We start from the raw sequence: 18,415 nt of genomic DNA, 5'->3' as shown, positions 1-18,415 counted from the left end.
GAGCGTCCGGCAGGCATCGAGCGGCCCGCCCTGGATTCCGGCCTTCGCCGGAATGACGGTGTATAGGTCAGTCGACCGTCAGCATGATTTTCCCGATATGACTGGAACTTTCCATCAGGCGATGGGCTTCCGACGCTTGGTCCAGCGGGAAATCCTTGAAGATCACGGGGCCGATCTTTCCGGCCTCCAAGAGGGGCCAGACGTCGCGGCGCAGGTTGTCGGCGATCGCCTCTTTCTCCGCGATCGTTTGTGGCCGCAGGGTCGCCCCCATTACGGTCAGGCGGTTCATCAGGACGCGGGAGAAATCCACTTCCGCCCTGGGGCCTTTCAGGAAGGCGATGAAGTTATACCGCCCGTCGCGGCGCAGCAGCTTGATCCCCGGATCGATATAGGGGCCGCCGACCATGTCCAGGATGACGTCCAAGCCGGGGCCGTTGCCCAGGGTTTCCGCCCAGGCCGCGACTTCCGACGGCCAAGCACCGTCCTTGTAATTGATTGCCGCATCGGCGCCGAGGTCGAGGCAGGCCTGGCATTTTTCCGTGCTGCCCGCCGTCACGGCGACATGCGCGCCGAAGGCCTTCGCCAATTGGATTGCGGTCGTGCCGATTCCGCTGGACCCGCCATGGACCAATAGACGCTCCCCCGCTTTCAGGCCGCAACGCATGAACAGGTTATAGTAGACGGTGAAGAAGGTTTCCGGCAGGGCCGCCGCGCGGATCATGTCGAATCCGGCCGGAATCGGCAGACAGTGACCCGCCGGAACAACGCAATAGTCGGCATAGCCGCCGCCCGGCGTCAGGGCACAGACGGTGTTGCCGACCTGCCACTGCCGGACACCGTCGCCTAGGGCCGCGATTTCGCCCGCGATTTCCAGCCCCGGCAGGGGGGACGCCCCCGGTGGCGGCGGATACATGCCCGCGCGTTGCGACACGTCCGGTCGGTTAACCCCCGCCGCGCGGACGCGGACCAGAACCTCACCCGGTTTCGGTGTCGGTGTTTCCATTTCAACGGGCTTCAAGACATCCGGCCCGCCATGTTCTGAGATTTCGATGGCTTGCATTCGCGGCGGCAGGGACATCACATGGCTCCTCGGGATTTGGTGTGGGCTTGTTGCGGCTGGCGCGTGCTTAGATACTGGCAACCCCGGCCCCGTGGGACAAGAGGGGGCGGGAACAGTCCATGGTCAGACATAAGCGAATGAGGAAGACCGGCATGTTCGATGAAGAGGAAGCGCCAAAACCGAAAGGGATCGTCCCGCAGGATTTGGATGTGATGAGTGTCGAGGCGCTGAACGACTATATCGCGGAACTGGAGTCGGAGATCGCCCGGGTCCGTGAGAAGATCGAGGCGAAGCAAGGTGCCCGCAGCGCGGCCGAGACGTTTTTCAAATCCTGAACGACGGCGGCCTTTGTCTTACCATTTGTAGGACAGGACGACACCGTGCGTGTCGGGTTCGGTCATGCTTTGCATGTCGATCGGCAGATCCGCCGTGAAATAGTCGAAGTCGGAAACCGCCTGCCCGACCCCCCATCCGACGAGCGCGCTGATGAAGACGTCCGAGGTCCAGTGCTTGTCCGCATAGATACGTTGCGCGCCGACCATGGATGCCGTGCCGTAGGCCAACCACGGCACCCAGACGCTGTCGCGATATTCGTGCGACACGACGCTGGCCACGGTGAAGGCATAGGTCGTGTGCCCGGACAGGAATGAATTTCCGCCGTCGAACCACGAACCGTTGCCGTCGTTCTTGTTCGGCCGCTTCCGCCCGAAAAGGTACTTCGTGCCGCCAACCGGGATTGCGGCGATCGCCAAGCCTTGCATCCCGTTCAGGCCGATCCGTTGCAACGACCGGCTGTCGGTCAGTTCCCCGGCGATGTAAGTGCCGCCGGTCGCCGCCAACATCGTATAAAGGTCGCCGAGCGGTTCGAACGTGTCGAAGAAATCCTTCGTATCCTGGGAATCCGCGCTGGTCGCGTCGTCTCGGACGCTTTCGTCCAAGGTGTAGAAAAACCCGAAACCGCCCAGGGCAACCGCGTCGATTACCAGGGCGCGTTTCGAAAAATCGAACGGGCGCGCCGCCATGGCCATTGGGACCTTGTAGAACCCTTTCAGGTAATCCTTATCGAATGGGGACGGGTCTTCCTCGCACAGGGCCGGACTGGTGCTACAGTCCCCTGCGGCGGCAGTATAGGTCGCGGCAGCCAATTGCGGATTGGCTGTCTGTGGAGTGGAGGCATCGAAGGTGGTCGGTTGCGTCAGCCATTGCCGACCGACGCCGGATTCCTCAGCGACGGCCATGCCGCATAGTAGCGGAAGGCAGAGGCATGCTGCGACACCGGCCTTTGAAATAACCCCCGTGATCGACATTCGTCCCCCAACGACTGCGCAATCACAACGCCCCATGGCGTCGTTCCGGATCGGGACGCTACCATAAAAATCAACCCGTGCAATTTCAATTCGACGCATCCGCCGTCCTGGGGCAGCATGCGGCTTCCGCGTGACCGGCGAATAGCAGTTGAGGTTTGAAATGACGGAGCGAAACAGATGCTGGGTTCTGGCCGAGCATCCCGACGGAATGCCCGACCTGTCCAATTTCCGGATGGAGGAACGGGCGTTACCGATCCTGGAGGAGGGCCAAGTGCTGGGTAAGTCGCGATGGCTTTCGGTCGACCCCTATATGCGCGGGCGGATTTCGAAACAGGCGAATTATGCCGGCGGTGTGTCGATTGGGGAGGTCATGCACGGCGCGGCGGTCGCGGAAGTGATCGACAGCCGTCATCCCGATTGGAAGCCGGGCGATTTGTTCGAAACCATCGGCTTCGGTTGGCAGGATTATGCCGCAGTCGACGGTGATGCCCTGACCCGCGTCGATCCCGAATTGGGGCCGGAACATGCCTGGCTCAGCTATCTGGGTATGCCGGGACTGACGGCGCTGATCGCCCTGGAATTGATCGGCCAGATCAAGCAAGGCGACACGGTCGTCGTATCCGCCGCCTCCGGCGCGGTCGGTCAGGTCGTGGGTCAAATCGCGAAAATAATGGGCGGCAACGCGGTTGCCGTCGCCAGTTCCCAGGAAAAGTTGGATTGGTGCCGGGAAATCGGTTTCGACGTCGGTATCAACTATCGCGAGGAGCCGGATTTGAAGGCGGCGATCGCCCATGCCTGCCCGACCGGCGTCGACGTTTTTTTCGACAATACCGCCGGGCCGATCCACGATGCGGTCATGAACAATCTGGCGGTCGGGGCGCGGATCATCATCTGCGGCACGATCAGCCTGGCCGGGCAATTCGAAAAGCCCGACATGGGCGAACGGTTCCTGCGCAAAATACTGGTCGCCCGGGCGCGGATGGAAGGTTTCCTGATTTTCGACCATCTGGACAAATACGATGCGGCCCGGCGGCAACTCGCCTTATGGGCCTCCGCCGGGATGTTGCAGTTCAAGACGGACATCCTGGATGGTATCGAATCGATGCCGCAGGCCTTCATCAACATCCTGACTTCCAAGAATTTCGGGAAGCAGGTAGTCCGTATTTGAACGATAACTCCTGATCTGAAAGGAATTGGATATGCTGGATGGGAAAGCAGCCCTGGTCACCGGATCGACAAGCGGGATCGGTCTGGCCATGGCGCGGGCGCTGGCGCAGGCGGGTGCGAATGTCATGCTGAACGGTCTTGGCGACGCGGCGGAAATCGAGAAGACCCGCGCCGGTCTGGCGGCGGAAACGGGGCGGCAGATCGCCTATCATCCGGCGAATATGCTGAAACCGGACGAAATCGCCGATGCGGTCGAAAAGACGGCGGAAACCTTCGGGTCCCTGGATATCCTGGTGAACAATGCCGGAATTCAGCATGTCAGTCCGATCGACAGCTTCCCCGGCGATAAATGGGAAGCGATCGTCGCGATCAATCTGTCCGCCGCGTTCTATTCGACGAAGGCGGCTCTGCCGCATATGCGCAAGGCCGGGTGGGGCCGCATTGTAAATACGGCGTCGGTGCATGGCTTGGTCGCCAGTGTGGAGAAGGCGGCCTATGTCGCCGCGAAGCATGGCATTGTCGGCCTGACCAAGGTCACCGCCCTGGAAACGGCGGAAGAACCGATCACCTGCAACGCGATCAATCCGGGCTGGGTCCGCACGGAATTGGTGGAACGTCAGATCGAGGCGCGTGCCAAGGATATGGGCGTCGGGATCGAGGAAGCCGCCGTCAGCATCCTGTCGGAAAAGCAACCGTCGCTGAATTTCGTGACACCGGAACAATTGGGCGGCGCGCTCGTCTTCCTGTGTTCCCCGGCGGCGGATCAGATTACGGGGATTTCCCTGCCGGTCGACGGCGGTTGGACTGCCCGCTAAACGGCGCCGATTCGAGAAAATTTTCGTATAGGGGTTAACTCTTTGTTAGGAAACCCTAGGTAAGTTAAGAGCGTCTACCCCTCGGCCCCGATGTCCCCCTCCTTTTTCCGGGGCCGCATAGACACTCTTTGACCCCCTGTTCAACTCGGCCGCAATCTTGCGGCCGATTTTTTTTGAATTTTTTGTGTCCTGATGAGGCAATGGGACGCATAAGACTGTTGACCCGACGGAACAGCACGATTACCGTCTGCGGCGTGAGGCAAGTTGAACAGGGGGGTGCAGGTAGATCGGGTCAACCCGGCGCCGGTGCCGAGATTAGCGAAAAGGCCGCCGTAAGGCGGCCTTTTTGCGGGTTTAACGCTAGGCTGCAAACCGCGCCCCCCTTTGTTTTCCTATCTTGATCGGTCGTATTTTCCTTTCCGGTAAAAGGCGCTACCGTCGCCGGCGGAACGCGCTGGAAGCGCGATTTGAGGAGACGCGACCGATGAAACCGGAATTTCTGAAATTCGATACGCTCAGCCTGCATGCGGGCCAGCAACCGGACCCGGCGACGGGCGCGCGGGCCGTGCCGATCTATCAGACGACCTCCTATGTCTTCGACGATACGGACCACGCGGCGGCCCTGTTCAACCTAGAACGGCCCGGCCATATCTATTCGCGAATCTCCAATCCGACCGTCGCCGTTTTCGAAGAACGAATCGCGGCGCTGGAAGGTGGAGTCGGCGCGGTGGCGACGGCCAGCGGCCACGCCTCCCTGTTTCTCGCCATATCGACCTTGATGGGGCAGGGCGGCCATATCGTGGCGTCCAAGTCGCTGTATGGCGGGTCGATCAATATGTTCCTGCATACCCTGCCGCGCTTCGGCATTACGGCGACGCTGGTCGATCCCCGCAAGCCGGAGGAATTCGAGGCCGCCATCCGTCCGGAAACGCGTCTGGTCTTCGCGGAAATCCTGGGCAACCCGAATCTGGAAGTCCTGGATATCGAAAAGGTCGCCGACGTCGCGCATCGCAACGGTCTGCCGCTGATGATCGATGCGACCTTCAATACGCCCTATCTGTGCAAGCCGTTCGATTTCGGCGCGGACCTAATCATGCATTCGGCAACGAAATGGATCGGCGGGCACGGCACGGCGATGGGCGGTGTCCTGGTCGACGCCGGTCGGTTCGACTGGTTCGCGGAACCGGAAAAGTTCCCGACCATGACGGAACCCTATGCCGGATATCACGGTATCGTCTTCGCGGAGGAATACGGCCCGGCGGGGTTCATCACGCGGGCGCGGGCGGAAGGCCTGCGCGATTTCGGCGCGGTTATGAGCCCGGCCAATGCGTTCTATCTGTTGCAGGGGGTCGAAACCCTGCCCCTGCGCATGGCGCGGCATGTGGAAAACGCGAAAAAGGTCGCGGCCTTCCTGGCCGGACATGATGCGGTTGCCTGGGTCAACTATCCGGGCCTGGACAGCCATCCGGATCATGCCCTGACGAAGAAATACCTGCCGAAAGGCGCGGGGTCGATGCTGGCCTTCGGGGTGAAGGGTGGCCGCGCGGCGGGGGCGACCTTTATCGAATCGGTGCAGCTGTTCAGCCACCTCGCCAATGTCGGCGATGCAAAATCGCTGGTCCTGCACCCGGCGTCCACCACGCATCAGCAGATGACGAAGGAACAATTGGCGGCGGCGGGGATCGGCGACGATCTGATCCGCGTGTCGGTCGGTCTGGAAGACCCGGACGACCTGATCGCCGATCTGAATCAGGCCCTGCGGCGGGCCTACAAGGCGGCGGCAGCCGAATAACAGGTTAGGGGAGACCGCGTTCATGTTCATCGACCTGCCGCAAGGCCGGATTTTCGCGAATACCGGGGGGACCGATCTGGACTCGTCGAAACCCTGCGCCATCCTCGTGCATGGGGCGGGTGGCGACCATACCGTCTGGGGCGGGCAGAACCGCTATCTGGCGCATCACGGCGCGTCGGTCCTGGCACTGGATCTGCCGGGACATGGCCGAAGCACGGGCGATGCGCTGACCAGCATCGGCGCGCTGGCGGATTTCCTGATCACGTTGATCGACACGCTTAAGCTGGAGCGCCCGGTGTTGATCGGTCATTCCATGGGCGCGCTGGCCAGTCTGGAAGCGGCGAGCCGCCTGGGCAACAAATGTGCGGGGCTGGGCCTGTGCGGGGTCGCCACTAAGATGCCGGTGCATCCCGATCTGTTGGGCGCGGCGGAACGAAACGATCTGACGGCGGCGGAATTCATAGCGTCCTGGGGCCACGGGACGAAGGCGCATCGCGGCGGCAACCCGGCCCACGGCATCTGGATGCTGCGGCAGGCCATCGTTCTGACGGATCGGACGCCGCCCGGCGTGCTGCATAAGGATCTGGCGGCCTGCAATGCCTATCTGGACGCCCCGGCGGCGGCGGCGAAGGTCGCCTGTCCGACGCTGTTCCTGTTGGGACGCGGGGACAAGATGACCCCGGTTCGCGCCGCCCAAGGCCTGATCGATGCGGTCGCGGATGCGGAGGTCCGTGTCTTGGACAGCGCCGGTCACATGATGATGATCGAATCCCCGCATGAAAGCCGGGAGGCGCTGATGTCCCTGATCAAACGGGTTGCAGCGGGATGAGCGACGCCGTGCCCTCCCGTGGCGATTTCAAACGCCTGCTGGCCATCCCGACGCGTTGGATGGATCAGGACCCCTACGGTCATGTGAACAATGTCGAATATTATTCCTTCTTCGACACCGTGGTGAACGAACACCTGATCCGGGAGGCGGGCCTGGACCCCGCCACGACGCCGGTGGTCGGGCTGGTCGTTGAAACCAAATGCCGCTTCATGAAGGAAATTACCTTTCCGCAGGTCGTGCATGCAGGCCTGCGCGTGGCGAAGATCGGCAATTCGTCGGTCACCTATGAAATCGGCCTGTTCCGGGACAATGAGACGGACGCCGCCGCCATCGGCCATTTCGTCCACGTCTATGTCGATCGTGCGACGCGTCAGTCCGTTCGCGTTCCGGATCGGGTTCGGGATGCCGTTGGGCCGTTGCTGGTTGAATAAAAAAGGCTCCCGCCGAAGGGGAGCCTTTTCCATTTTCGAGACCTGTGCCTGATCAGGTCCGCGCCCAGATATCCTCGACCCAGCCTTTGATCTTCAGGGCTTCTTCCCAGCGGTCGGACAGTTCGAACCCGTCCGCGCCGGTGATCGCGTATTCCGGTGGGCCCAGTTCGGTCAGGAAGATCATCGTGTCGTCCGGACCGTGGCGGCCCTTCCAATAACCGATGCCTTCTTCCCACCAGGCCTTGTACTGTTCGACCCATTTTTGATGGCGGGGGAAGTCGATCTGAATCTGCACCTGTTCGCGGTTTGAAATCCGGCCCTGGAACATGTCGGCGCGTTTCAGGATGCGACGGATCAGGGCCTGATCCCCGGCGCTGAGCGGGAACCAGAATTCCCGGTCGACGATATAGTGGGACAGGTCCGCGCAGATCGGCATCTCCGGCAGGCGATCCATCAACTGCAGCGTATAGAACAAATCGTTGGTGATGCAGTTGCGGTGCGTTTCGAACAGCACGTCGACGCCGGAAGCCTCCGCCATCTCCATCCATCGTTTCACGACTTCCACGCCCTCGTCGACGGTGAAGGGCATAACCTGACCGATGATGTTCACATAGGACGCGTCGAATTCCTTCGCCATGTCCAGAACCGGCTGCAACCCGTCGATCGTGTCGGGGAAGGCGTTGATCATGCATTCCAGATTGTGCTTCCGGAACAGCGGCAGCGTCTTCTTGGCTTCCGCCATATCCGACGCGCCGAGATCGAGAGCCATGCCGTGGAAGCCGGCCTCCGCCACCAGGGCGAAGGCTTCTTCATCCGTGCGCTCCACCCCGTCCGGGCGGCGGAGTTCCATCGCCCAGCGGGATTGATAGATTTTGAGTTGTTGCATCAGGCAACCGCCTCCGCGGCTTCCTTGCCGCGCGCCACATCGTCGGTCTTGGCGGTGGAGCCGTCGATTTCCGCGATGCCGTCGAAGGGTTCCGGGCCTTTCATCAGCTGCTTGATGAAGCGCCACTGGAAAGCCAGATAGCCGGTGGTCGGCGGCTCATACCCGGCCTGTTTGCACATTTCGGCATGCAGTTTCGGCAGGTTATAGAACGGCACGGCGGGGAAAGTGTGGTGGGCGGTGTGATACTGCATGTTCCACGCCATCCAGCGGAAGATCCACCAGGTCTTAATCGTGCGCGTATTGTGCACGGTGTCCTGAACATGGGTCAGGCCGGTATGTTCTGTGACGTTCTGGATGTTCTGGAAAATCTTGGTGGCGAACATCGGGGCGATCCACAGCTGCACCGCAAGCCAGCTTTCGAAATAGACCGACACCGCCGCGACCAGGGCATAGAGCACCAGATGCACGCGGGATTCCAGGACGACCTGCTTCTTCTGTTCCGGCGTGAAATAGTCCGCCGTCTCGCCGCTGGCGACGATGAACAGACGCTTGATGCGGCCCGTCCAATAGGTGATGCCGATCAGATAGGGCAGGTATTCGCCCAGCGTGTACGGCCCGCCCCGGCTGATAAGTTCCGGGTCTTTTTCCCAATCCGACGTGTAGCGATGGTGTTCGAAATGATACCAGCGTTCGTAATCGCGGGGATACAGCTGAAGGAAGCCGGTGATCCGATTGAAGAAGTCGTTCAGCCAGCGCGTCTTGAACGCGGTGTAGTGATTGTATTCATGCTGGGCGGCGAACAGATAGTTCAGCAGCGCCCCTTCCGCGATGAAGAACGGGATCATCCACCACGTTCCCCAGGTCAGGTACAGGCCTGCACCCGTCGCGATGATCGCCCCGAAATGGCTGAGCGTCTGCACCCAGCCATGAAAGTCGGAGCGTTTGGTGAATTCCCGCATCTTCTTGGCCGGAATCATAGTCCGGCGGCCGACAAAATCGTCCATCTCCCGATCTCCTCACGCTATCCATCCGGGCCGCCGTTCAAGACGACGACCGCAATTGCCATTGCGCAAACCCTAGCCTTTCCCGTAACGTCTATAAATAAGGCAGTATAGAACTTTACTTCTAAGGTTTTCGACGTATGGCGCAGACTCCCTTTACCGGCCGGTTGGGCGACACGGATATCCGCCTGTTGAAAGTGTTCGCGCGGGTCGTGGAGTGCGGCGGCTTCACCCCGGCGGAGGCGGAACTGGATATCGCACGGTCCACCATTTCCACGCATATCGCCAATCTGGAAACGCGGCTGGGCATCCGCCTGTGTACGCGCGGGCGCGGCGGTTTCGCCCTGACGGAGGAAGGTCGGCTCGTCTATGAGGAAACGCAACGTCTGCTGACCGCGCTGGATTCCTTCGAAGCGCGGGTGTCCGGCGCATCCCGGCGGTTGGTCGGCGACCTGCATGTCGCGGTGATCGACGGCATTCTGACCCTGCCGGGCATTCCGGTGACGCAGGCCCTGGCGAAATTCCGCGACGCCGCGCCGGATGTGCATGTCACCCTGTCGGTGATGAGTTCCGAGGAAATGGAGCGCCGCTTGCTGGACGGCACGCTGCATGTCGCCTTTCTGGGGCAGCATCGCCCGAAATCCGGGCTGTCCTATCGCGAAGTCGCGCGGGAAGTTCAGTATATCTATTGCGGGCGCGATCATCCGCTGTACGGCAAACCGGATGCGGAGATTACGGAGGCGGATTTGACCCGTCACGCCTATGCCGGTTTAAGCCTGCTGGAAGGCAGCCACGCCGCCGATCGTCCCTATCGCACGCGGCCCGCCGCAAGCGCCAGTAATCTGGAAGCGATCCTGATCCTGCTGAATACGGGGCGTTATCTGGGCCGTCTACCGGAACAATATGCCGAAGTCTGGGAAGGCCAGGGCTTGATCCGCCCGCTGCGCAAGGACCTGACCCGATACGACCAGGGCTTCGCGATTACGACCCGCGACACGAAACGCCCGCCCCCGGTGGTGGCGGCGTTCCTCAACCGCTTCGACGAGAGCGTGGCGCGCACGCGCTCCTAACCGGTCAAGACGGCTGGTCGTCGTCCTTCATCACGACGGGGACGACTTCTTCCCAATTCTCCCCGGCGGCCAGCAGGCAGGTCATGCCGTCCGGCTGGGTATGGACGAAGGTCCAAGTTCCGGCGGGGGAGATGAAGAGTTCCACCAGCGACCCGCCGCTGGTCATGCCGATGGCGGACTGGTTTTCGCTGTATTTACCGGACAGGCGCTGAATGATCGTTTCGCGCGGCCCGCAGACCTGCGGTTCGCCGAAGGCGGCGGCGGGCGTGGTCAGGAAAGCACCGCCGATCAGGGCAGCGGAACAGAGAGATAGGGATACGGTCTTGAACATCGACACCGGGTTCTCCTCTTCGAGAAATGTGACAAGTTCATGACCTCACTATCGATGATTTCTGAAACATCCAGTGTGATTGTTTTATTACGGTAATGTTACAGAAACGAAAGAAGCCGGAACCCGTGTAGATTCCGGCTTCACTTCGGGACCCGGACGGGTCGGGTTTTAGTCCTTCAAGGCCTTCACGATCTTTTCCACCATGTGCTTGGCGTCGCCGAACAGCATGGTCGTATTGTCGTTGAAGAACAGCTCATTCTGGACGCCTGCGTAACCTGACGCCATGGAGCGTTTGAGGAACAGGACCTGACCCGCCGCTTCGACATCCAGGATCGGCATGCCGTAGATGGGCGACGTCTTGTCCGTCTTCGCCGCCGGGTTGGTGACGTCGTTTGCCCCGATGACGAAGGCGACATCGGCGGATTTGAACTCGCCGTTGATTTCTTCCAGTTCGAAGACCTCGTCATAGGGCACGTCGGCTTCCGCCAGCAGCACGTTCATGTGACCCGGCATCCGGCCCGCGACCGGGTGGATCGCGTAGGAAACCTCGACCCCCGATTCTTTCAGCAGGTCCGCCATTTCGCGCAGCGCGTGCTGTGCCTGGGCGACGGCCATGCCGTAACCGGGGACGATGATGACCTTGTCCGAATTCTGCATGATGAAGGCCGCGTCTTCCGGGCCGCCGGATTTCACCGGACGGTCGTCGTCGCCGCCTGTGGCCGCCGTCACCGATTCCCCGCCGAAACCGCCAAGGATGACGTTGACGATGGAACGGTTCATGCCCTTGCACATGATGTAGCTGAGGATCGCACCAGACGCGCCGACCAGCGCGCCCGTGACGATCAGCGCCGTATTGCCCAGCGTGAAGCCGATGCCCGCCGCCGCCCAGCCGGAATAGCTGTTCAGCATGGACACGACGACCGGCATATCCGCGCCGCCGATGGGCACGATCAGCAAGACGCCGATGGCGAAGCTGAGCAGCACGATGGCCCAGAAGATCCAGGGTTCCTGCGTCACGCAGAAGCCGACGATCAGCGCCACCAGCGACAGACCCAGCAGGGCGTTCAGCGGATGCTGGCCCGGGAAGGTCAGCGGTTTGGACCCGATCAGGCCCTGCAATTTGCCGAAGGCGATGATCGACCCGGTGAAGGTCACGGCGCCGATGGCCGTGCCCAGGCCCATTTCGACCAGGGAGCCCGGATGGATTTCGCCCGCCGTGCCGATATTATACGCCTCCGGCGCATAGAAGGCGGCACCGGCGACGAAGACCGCCGCGAGACCGACAAGGCTGTGGAACGCGGCGACGAGCTGCGGCAGGGCCGTCATCTCGATCTTGCGTGCGATGACCGTCCCGATGGCGCCGCCGACGACGATACCCAGGATGATCCATTCGTAGGAAAGCACGGACGGCATGGCCAGCGTCGTGACGATGGCGATGGCCATGCCCACGATGCCAAAACGATTGCCGTTGCGTGCGGTTTCAGGGTGACTGAGGCCCCGCAGTGCGAGGATGAAGCATACCGCTGCGACGAGGTATGCGTAACCGGCCCAATCCATTGTTACGTCTCCTTGCCGTCTCTTAGCGTTGCTTTTTCTTGAACATCGACAGCATGCGGTTCGTGACAACGAACCCGCCGAAGATGTTCACACTGGCCAGGACCACGGCGATGAAGCCGAAGACTTTGGACAGGTTCATATCCGCCGGGCCGGCGGCGATCAGCGCGCCGACAATGATGACGGAGGAGATGGCGTTGGTGACACCCATCAACGGCGAATGCAGCGCCGGGGTCACCGACCAGACCACGTAATAGCCCACGACGCAGGCCAGAACGAAGGCGGTGAAGAGATACAGGAACGGCGTGCCGGTTGCGGCTTCCGCCGCCTGGGCGATACCGGTCGGGTCCAGGGCCGTTGCCTGCTGGGCCAGTTCCGCGGCCTTCGCCGACAGGGCGTCGGCCTGTTGCTGCAGGTTGTTCGCCGCGTCGATGAGGGATTGCTTATCCATCGATCAACCCTCCTTCTTTTCGTCTTGTTGCGGGGCAGAGGTGGGGGCAGAGGTGGGGGCAGAGGCGGGGGAAGAGGCGGGGGCGGCAGGAGCCGGAGCCGCAGGAGCAGGAGAGGCAGAAGCTTTCTTCGCCGCGGCCTTTTTGGTTCCTGCTTTCTTGGCTCCCGCCTTCTTTGCGCCGGATTTCTTGCCCGCCGCTTTCTTGGCGGCAGCCTTTTTCGATCCCGCCTTTTTCGGGGCCATGTCCTTCAGCCGTTCATGCACGACGGCACCGTCGCGGCAGACCAGCGTGCCGCGCACGACCTCGTCTTCCGTGTCGATGGTCAGCTTGCCGGTTTCCTTGTCGATCATCGGCGTCAGGAAGTTCAGCAGATTGCGTGCGAATAACTGGCTGGTCGTTTCGGCCAGACGGCTGGGCACATTGGCATGACCGACCAGGGTGACGCCGTGTTTGGTGACGACCTTGCCGTATTCGCTGAGCGGACAGTTCCCGCCGGTTTCGACAGCCAGATCGACGATGACCGACCCCGGCTTCATCGATTTGACGTGGTCTTCGGTGACCAGGACCGGTGCCGGACGGCCGGGGATCAACGCCGTCGTGATGACGATGTCCATGGTCTTGATCTTTTCCGCGACCAGTGCGGCCTGCTGGCGTTTGTAGTCGTCGGACATTTCCTTGGCATAGCCGCCGGCGGTTTGCGCCTGCAGGAATTCCTCGTTCTCGACCGCCAGGAATTTACCGCCCAGGCTTTCCACCTGTTCTTTCGTATCCGGGCGCACATCCGTCGCCCAGACAATGGCGCCCAGACGCTTGGCGGTGGCAATGGCCTGCAGGCCCGCAACGCCGACGCCCATAACGAAGACGTTGGCGGGGCTGACGCGACCCGCCGCTGTCGACATCATCGGCAGCGCGCGGCCGTAATGCTCCAGAGCGTCCAGGACCGATTTGTAACCGGACATGTTCGCCTGGCTGGACAGGATGTCCATCGACTGCGCGCGGGTGATGCGCGGCACCAGTTCCATCGCGAACAGGGTGACCCCCGCCGCCGCCAGTTTCGCGACCAGATCGGTTTCGGTCAGCGCATGGGCGTGGCAGGCCAGCGCCTGTCCCTTGCTGAAAAGGCCGATTTCGGCATCCGTGGGACGCGAGACCTTCAGGATCAGGTCGGCCCCTTTTACGGTTTCCGCCGGTGTCTTGGCGATTGTAGCCCCCGCCTTGGCGAAAGCGTCGTCGGAAATCGACGCGTCGGAACCGGCTCCGGTTTCCACCGTCACGGTGCAGTTCATCTTGATGAACTTCTCGACACTGTCGGGTGAAGCGGCGACACGCTTCTCGCTGTCGCGCCGCTCCTTCAAAATTGCAATCTTCATATGGTTTCCCTAGTTCCCCAATTGCGGCTGGTCGCTGTGCCGGGACGACGCCCCACACTGCCCGCGTATCGTTAAAGCGCCCAGATCGGGCATCAGATACGGAACAGAAGATATGTTAGAATGACCGGCGTTGGCTAGGGGTGTGGTCCAAAAAATTTGAAAAATTCTAAATTGCGACGGAAGAAGTTGCTGCTTTTTGGTTTTTTTCTACATTTTGAACAGAAAATCCGTCGATCAGCTCATGAAAAAGGCGGTGCCAGTTTACCGTTGCGCGCAAATGCATGAAGACGGAGCCGAGTCCGATCGCCGCCCGATCGACCAAAACGAACTCGCGGGGCGGCTCGACGCCACCCAGTTTCGACAGTTCCGCACGGACCTTTCCGGCGATTTGCGCACCGTATAGACCGTTGTCGGCTTCCTGGATTTTTTGGACCTTGTCTTCCATCAACGGGCTGTAGAGGAAGCGGGCCCAGATATTCAAGACCTCCAGCATTTCCTTCGACAGATTGGTGAAGCCCCAGCTTTCGTAAGCGTGGACGGCCAGGGCGTCGTCATTCGTCCTCAACGCATGATACAGATCGATAACGCCGCCGACGAAGGCGGGCGGGAAAATGCGGATACAGCCGAAATCCAGCAGGTTGATGGATCGGGAATCCTCCCGCACCGCATAATTGCCCAAATGCGGATCGCCGTGAATGACGCCGTAGCCGTAGAACGGCACATACCAGGCGCGGAACAGGGCGAGCGCGATGTCGTTCCGCACGTCCTGCGGCGCGTCTTTGAAATCCAGCAACGGCTTCCCGTCCAACCAGGTCATGGTCAGCAGACGCCGGGTTGACAGATCGGCCACCGGCTCCGGGACGGTGACGCGGGGTTCGTCCTTCAGGATTTGGGCGTAAAGGCGCATGGCCTTCGCCTCACGCGCATAATCCAATTCTTCGCGCAGGCGCTCCGCCAATTCCTCATGAATGCGCGCGGTGGAGATCGCCTTGTCGTAGCGTTCATAGAGCGAAAAGATCATTTTCAACTGGCGCAGATCGGAATCGATCGCGGAGGCCATGTCGGGATATTGCAGCTTGCAGGCGACCGGCGTGCCGTCCGTCAGCGTACCGCGATGCACTTGCCCCAAAGAGGCGGCATGCGCGGCCTCCCGTTCGAACGACCCGAACCGGGACTGCCAGGACGGTCCCAATTCGGTCGCCATCCGCCGCCGCACGAAGGGCCAGCCCATGCTGGGCGCGTTCGTCTGCAATTGGCGCAGTTCTTCCGCATATTCCTTGGGCAGGGCGTCCGGAATGGTGGCGAGGATCTGGGCGACCTTCATCAGCGGGCCTTTCAGCCCACCGATGGCGGTTTTCAACTGTTCGGCATGGCGATCCTTGTCGATCCCTACGCCCAAATAACGAGCCCCGGCCAGCCGCGCGCCCAGGCCCGCCATCGCGCCGCCGACCTTGGCGGCGCGGATCAACTGCCCGGAAACCTTGGAATTGTCTTCATACCGATCCGACATGCGTCCCATCCGTTATGCTGCCGGGTCAGATATCGTGCGCGTCCAGCCAATGGGCAAGGTGCTGTGCCGCTTCCTGCCAGTTTTCGCCCAACATCAGGCTGTGTCCGATATGGTCGTAGATCGTGGCATCGGTCCGGAAAAGGCGCGCTGTGGATCGAATGAAGGCAGGGGGGATCAAGCTGTCCTGCGCCGCGCCCGCGACGAAGACCGGCATGCGGTCGCGGATGCGCGTCGGGTCCACCTGGATCAGACCGTACATTTCCGAAACCGCCGTTTGGGACTCGGTGCCCATCATCGGCATGAACCGTTCGACGCGTTCCTTCGAACTGGCGTTTGAAAACAGCGCCTGACGCATGCCGTCCACGGACATGGCCTGAGGCTGTCCGGCCTGCACCATGCCGATCTCGTAGACCAGCATCGGATTCCACAATGCGAGGCTCATCGACGGGCCGATCAAGCCGCCCGGCGGGACGGAGGCGAGCAGCACGAGCCCGGCCAGGTCGTGGCCTTCGGCATATTTCATCGACACGAAGCCGCCCATGGAATGGCCGATCAGAACCGGCCTTTCCGACAGGTCGGAAATCGTGTCGGCGATATCCTCGACATAGTCGTAGATGCCGTAGGCGTCGATCGTGTCGCGGCCGAAACTTTCGCCATGCCCGCGCAAGGACGGCGCGATACAGCGATAGCCGCGCGCGGCGAAGAATTGCAGGAAATGTTCCGCCCAACACCATGCCCCGGCGAAAGCGCCATGCACGAAGACAAGCGGTGTGGGACGGGTTTTAACGCCCTTCGGCGGCATGGCGCGGAGGATCTCCAGCGCCTGTCCGCTTCCCTGAATCGGGGACGGTCCTAAATCTCTCACTTGGGCGGGGGATCCTTAAGGTCTGAACTTACGACCGATTGAAATGGTCCGGCGCGATGCCGTCACCCTTTGCCATATAGGGCTTCCAACCGATCAAGGTAGCTTGCCTTGATAATATGACGCCGAATCTTAAGAGAAGGTGTCAGCATTCCATTTTCGACATTGAAACTTTCGTCCGCCAGGGTGAAGCGACGAACCTTTTCCAGAATATTCAATTGCGTGTTTGCCCGGTCGATCGCGGCGCGCAGCGTCTTCAGGAACGCTTCGTCGCTCTGGAGATCGGCCCAGCCCGACGTGCCGGGATCGCGGTCGTTCGCCGTGCGCCATTCCTTGACCCAATCCGCGTCCGGGACGATCAGCGCAACCAGATGCGGGCGTTTGTCGCCATGCACCATTACCTGGGCGATTTCCGGTTCCAGGGATAGAATGCCCTCGACGCGCTGCGGAGCGACGTTGTCGCCACCGGAATTGACGATCAGGTCCTTCTTGCGGTCGGTGATGCAGATGCGGCCCTGATCGTCGATATGCCCGACATCGCCGGTATAGAGCCAGCCGTCCTGAATGACCTCCGCCGTGCGGTCGGGCTTGTTCCAGTATCCCAGCATGACCAATTCGCCGCGCACCAGAATCTCGCCGTCTTCCGCGATTCTGACCTCCACGCCCTTCAAGGGCGGCCCGACGGTTTTGAGGTTATTGGTGGGCACGCGGTTCACGGAAATTACCGGGGCGCTTTCCGTCAGGCCATAGCCCTGATGGATCGGAACGCCCAGGGAGAGGAAGAACAGGCCGACATCGTAGTTCAGCGGCGCGCCGCCGGACACGAAGGCCTTTAACCGACCGCCGAAGCGCGCGGCGACCTTGCGCCGGACGAGCAGGGACAGGACCGCGTTTTGAAGCCGTTCGATAAAGGAGAGAGAGGCCGGGCCTTCATATCGTTTCGACCCCAGTTCGATCGCCTTCGTGAGCAGTTTAAGCTTTGCGCCCCCCGCCTTTTCCGCGCCGCGCAGGACCTTGCCGCGAATGCTTTCGTATAGGCGCGGCACGGCGGTCATGATGGTCGGTTGAACCTCCACCATATTCGCGGGCAGCTTGTCGACGCTTTCGGCGAAATACACCTGCGCCCCAATAGAAATCGGCACGAATTGCCCGACCGTGTGTTCATAGGAATGACTGAGCGGCAGGAAGGACAGGAAAACTTCCTTCCCGTATTCGAAGCCGGGCAGTTCCTGCAGGAAATGGTCCGCGCCCATGGCGTTGCAGATCATGTTGCCGTGGCTCAGCATCACGCCGGTCGGTTCCGCGCTGGTGCCGGAGGTGTAGATGATCGCGGCCATCGCATCCCGGGCGAGGGCGGAGGCCTCCGCTGAAATGGTGCTGACGCTCGCTTCCGGCTTTCCCTTGCCCATGCCCAAAAGGTCTTCCCAGCCGTGCAGGCGGATCCCCTGGGGCACCGGTCCCGGCCATTCCATAACGACGACCGTTTCGATACCGGTGCGGGCGCAGGCCTTCAGGACGTTCTGGGACAGGGTGGCGGACGAGGCGATGGCCAGTTTCGCGCCGGAATCCTTCAACACATGGATATGATTTTCGACCGTATTCGTGGTGTAGGCGGGGACGGAAATCGCACCGATCGACATAATGGCCAGATCGGTGATCGTCCATTCCGGGCGGTTTTCGGAGACCAGAAGAACCCGGTCCCCCGGCTTGATGCCCAACTGCCGCAATCCATAGGCCAGACGGGCGACTTTTTGCGCGGCTTTTTTCCAGGTTGTCGGCTGCCAGCGATTGCCGTCCTTCGCCCATAGGAACGGCTGTTCCGCATAGCGTTCGGCCTGCTGGAAAAACATGGTGGGCAAATTCGGAATGGAATCGTAGTCGAGCATCGGTCCGCCGCTGTATCGTTTCCCCCTGCCTTCTTATTCTTCGGGTGCTGCCCGCTTGTTCCGAAGGCGTATCGGACATAGATACGAATCAT

General features: G+C 61.2%; 17 protein-coding genes and 1 pseudogene. 7 read left to right on the top strand and 11 right to left on the bottom strand.

The window, feature by feature from the left end:
- Positions 1-67: 67 nt before the first annotated feature.
- Positions 68-1,078 (bottom strand): NAD(P)H-quinone oxidoreductase, encoded by a 1,011-nt coding sequence (locus tag HH303_RS03345; RefSeq protein ID WP_227421489.1) that lies wholly within the window; start codon positions 1,076-1,078, stop codon positions 68-70.
- A 134-nt stretch (positions 1,079-1,212) separates the two neighbouring features.
- Here HH303_RS03345 and HH303_RS03340 point away from each other — a divergent pair, with 134 nt between their 5' ends.
- Positions 1,213-1,395, top strand: a complete 183-nt coding sequence (locus HH303_RS03340) for a DUF1192 domain-containing protein (RefSeq protein WP_169623772.1) — start codon at positions 1,213-1,215, stop codon at positions 1,393-1,395.
- A gap of 18 nt (positions 1,396-1,413) precedes the next feature.
- Here HH303_RS03340 and HH303_RS03335 read toward each other — a convergent pair whose 3' ends face one another.
- Complete coding sequence (locus HH303_RS03335) at positions 1,414-2,367, bottom strand: phosphatase PAP2 family protein (protein WP_169623771.1); 954 nt, start codon at positions 2,365-2,367, stop codon at positions 1,414-1,416.
- Between the two features lie 160 nt (positions 2,368-2,527).
- Here HH303_RS03335 and HH303_RS03330 point away from each other — a divergent pair, with 160 nt between their 5' ends.
- From HH303_RS03330 to HH303_RS03310, 5 genes are all read left to right on the top strand, one after another.
- Entirely contained in the window at positions 2,528-3,535 is a 1,008-nt protein-coding gene (locus HH303_RS03330; protein WP_169623770.1) for an NADP-dependent oxidoreductase, read from the top strand.
- A gap of 31 nt (positions 3,536-3,566) precedes the next feature.
- Positions 3,567-4,349, top strand: coding sequence for a 3-hydroxybutyrate dehydrogenase (locus HH303_RS03325; protein ID WP_169623769.1), 783 nt, complete (start codon positions 3,567-3,569; stop codon positions 4,347-4,349).
- Positions 4,350-4,833: 484 nt separating this feature from the next.
- Entirely contained in the window at positions 4,834-6,141 is a 1,308-nt protein-coding gene (locus tag HH303_RS03320; protein ID WP_169623768.1) for an O-acetylhomoserine aminocarboxypropyltransferase, read from the top strand.
- 22 nt (positions 6,142-6,163) lie between these two features.
- On the top strand, positions 6,164-6,970 hold the full coding sequence (locus HH303_RS03315) for an alpha/beta fold hydrolase (RefSeq protein WP_169623767.1): 807 nt from the start codon (positions 6,164-6,166) through the stop codon (positions 6,968-6,970).
- On the top strand, positions 6,967-7,401 hold the full coding sequence (locus HH303_RS03310; protein WP_169623766.1) for an acyl-CoA thioesterase: 435 nt from the start codon (positions 6,967-6,969) through the stop codon (positions 7,399-7,401). The genes HH303_RS03315 and HH303_RS03310 overlap by 4 nt, the downstream gene beginning before the upstream one ends.
- Before the next feature lie 52 nt (positions 7,402-7,453).
- Here the strand turns inward: HH303_RS03310 and HH303_RS03305 are convergent, their stop codons facing one another.
- Both HH303_RS03305 and HH303_RS03300 read right to left on the bottom strand, forming a co-directional pair.
- Positions 7,454-8,287, bottom strand: a complete 834-nt coding sequence (locus HH303_RS03305) for a sugar phosphate isomerase/epimerase family protein (protein WP_169623765.1) — start codon at positions 8,285-8,287, stop codon at positions 7,454-7,456.
- A complete protein-coding gene (locus HH303_RS03300) occupies positions 8,287-9,291 on the bottom strand; it encodes a fatty acid desaturase (protein ID WP_169623764.1) in 1,005 nt (334 codons plus the stop codon). Before HH303_RS03300 ends, HH303_RS03305 begins: the two co-directional genes overlap by 1 nt.
- A 137-nt stretch (positions 9,292-9,428) precedes the next feature.
- On the opposite strand from HH303_RS03300, the gene HH303_RS03295 reads away from it, so the two are divergent.
- Positions 9,429-10,358, top strand: coding sequence for a LysR family transcriptional regulator (locus HH303_RS03295; protein WP_169623763.1), 930 nt, complete (start codon positions 9,429-9,431; stop codon positions 10,356-10,358).
- A 4-nt stretch (positions 10,359-10,362) separates the two neighbouring features.
- Here the strand turns inward: HH303_RS03295 and HH303_RS03290 are convergent, their stop codons facing one another.
- The 7 genes and pseudogenes from HH303_RS03290 to HH303_RS03260 all read right to left on the bottom strand — a co-directional run bounded on the left by HH303_RS03290 (position 10,363) and on the right by HH303_RS03260 (position 18,323).
- Positions 10,363-10,695 carry a hypothetical protein gene (locus HH303_RS03290; RefSeq protein ID WP_169623762.1) on the bottom strand — a complete coding sequence of 111 codons (333 nt, stop codon included), beginning with the start codon at positions 10,693-10,695 and terminating at the stop codon, positions 10,363-10,365.
- Positions 10,696-10,857: 162 nt separating this feature from the next.
- The gene (locus HH303_RS03285) at positions 10,858-12,246 is read right to left on the bottom strand and encodes an NAD(P)(+) transhydrogenase (Re/Si-specific) subunit beta (RefSeq protein WP_169623761.1); all 1,389 of its coding nucleotides are present in this window, start codon (positions 12,244-12,246) and stop codon (positions 10,858-10,860) included.
- Between the two features lie 22 nt (positions 12,247-12,268).
- Positions 12,269-12,694, bottom strand: coding sequence for an NAD(P) transhydrogenase subunit alpha (locus tag HH303_RS03280; protein ID WP_169623760.1), 426 nt, complete (start codon positions 12,692-12,694; stop codon positions 12,269-12,271).
- Positions 12,695-12,850: 156 nt separating this feature from the next.
- Positions 12,851-14,065, bottom strand: a pseudogene (locus tag HH303_RS03275) (Re/Si-specific NAD(P)(+) transhydrogenase subunit alpha); the annotation flags it as partial.
- A 166-nt stretch (positions 14,066-14,231) separates the two neighbouring features.
- Positions 14,232-15,575 carry an ABC1 kinase family protein gene (locus tag HH303_RS03270; RefSeq protein WP_169623758.1) on the bottom strand — a complete coding sequence of 448 codons (1,344 nt, stop codon included), beginning with the start codon at positions 15,573-15,575 and terminating at the stop codon, positions 14,232-14,234.
- Between the two features lie 25 nt (positions 15,576-15,600).
- Entirely contained in the window at positions 15,601-16,440 is an 840-nt protein-coding gene (locus HH303_RS03265) for an alpha/beta hydrolase (RefSeq protein WP_169623757.1), read from the bottom strand.
- 62 nt (positions 16,441-16,502) lie between these two features.
- Positions 16,503-18,323 carry an AMP-dependent synthetase/ligase gene (locus tag HH303_RS03260; RefSeq protein ID WP_169623756.1) on the bottom strand — a complete coding sequence of 607 codons (1,821 nt, stop codon included), beginning with the start codon at positions 18,321-18,323 and terminating at the stop codon, positions 16,503-16,505.
- Between the last annotated feature and the right edge of the window lie 92 nt (positions 18,324-18,415).

This window comes from Pacificispira spongiicola, assembly GCF_012926505.1.
Classification (GTDB): domain Bacteria; phylum Pseudomonadota; class Alphaproteobacteria; order UBA8366; family Aestuariispiraceae; genus Pacificispira; species Pacificispira spongiicola.
The sequence above is the reverse complement of the archived record's forward strand: the minus strand, read 5'-3'. Positions and strand labels throughout refer to the sequence as shown.

What these genes read in the sequence shown, in the direction of transcription:
- HH303_RS03345 (WP_227421489.1), bottom strand. Translation starts at nt 1,078, where the DNA reads ATGTCCCTGCCGCCGCGAATGCAAGCCATCGAAATCTCAGAACATGGC.
- HH303_RS03340 (WP_169623772.1), top strand. Translation starts at nt 1,213, where the DNA reads ATGTTCGATGAAGAGGAAGCGCCAAAACCGAAAGGGATCGTCCCGCAG.
- HH303_RS03335 (WP_169623771.1), bottom strand. Translation starts at nt 2,367, where the DNA reads ATGTCGATCACGGGGGTTATTTCAAAGGCCGGTGTCGCAGCATGCCTC.
- HH303_RS03330 (WP_169623770.1), top strand. Translation starts at nt 2,528, where the DNA reads ATGACGGAGCGAAACAGATGCTGGGTTCTGGCCGAGCATCCCGACGGA.
- HH303_RS03325 (WP_169623769.1), top strand. Translation starts at nt 3,567, where the DNA reads ATGCTGGATGGGAAAGCAGCCCTGGTCACCGGATCGACAAGCGGGATC.
- HH303_RS03320 (WP_169623768.1), top strand. Translation starts at nt 4,834, where the DNA reads ATGAAACCGGAATTTCTGAAATTCGATACGCTCAGCCTGCATGCGGGC.
- HH303_RS03315 (WP_169623767.1), top strand. Translation starts at nt 6,164, where the DNA reads ATGTTCATCGACCTGCCGCAAGGCCGGATTTTCGCGAATACCGGGGGG.
- HH303_RS03310 (WP_169623766.1), top strand. Translation starts at nt 6,967, where the DNA reads ATGAGCGACGCCGTGCCCTCCCGTGGCGATTTCAAACGCCTGCTGGCC.
- HH303_RS03305 (WP_169623765.1), bottom strand. Translation starts at nt 8,287, where the DNA reads ATGCAACAACTCAAAATCTATCAATCCCGCTGGGCGATGGAACTCCGC.
- HH303_RS03300 (WP_169623764.1), bottom strand. Translation starts at nt 9,291, where the DNA reads ATGGACGATTTTGTCGGCCGCCGGACTATGATTCCGGCCAAGAAGATG.
- HH303_RS03295 (WP_169623763.1), top strand. Translation starts at nt 9,429, where the DNA reads ATGGCGCAGACTCCCTTTACCGGCCGGTTGGGCGACACGGATATCCGC.
- HH303_RS03285 (WP_169623761.1), bottom strand. Translation starts at nt 12,246, where the DNA reads ATGGATTGGGCCGGTTACGCATACCTCGTCGCAGCGGTATGCTTCATC.
- HH303_RS03280 (WP_169623760.1), bottom strand. Translation starts at nt 12,694, where the DNA reads ATGGATAAGCAATCCCTCATCGACGCGGCGAACAACCTGCAGCAACAG.
- HH303_RS03270 (WP_169623758.1), bottom strand. Translation starts at nt 15,575, where the DNA reads ATGTCGGATCGGTATGAAGACAATTCCAAGGTTTCCGGGCAGTTGATC.
- HH303_RS03260 (WP_169623756.1), bottom strand. Translation starts at nt 18,323, where the DNA reads ATGCTCGACTACGATTCCATTCCGAATTTGCCCACCATGTTTTTCCAG.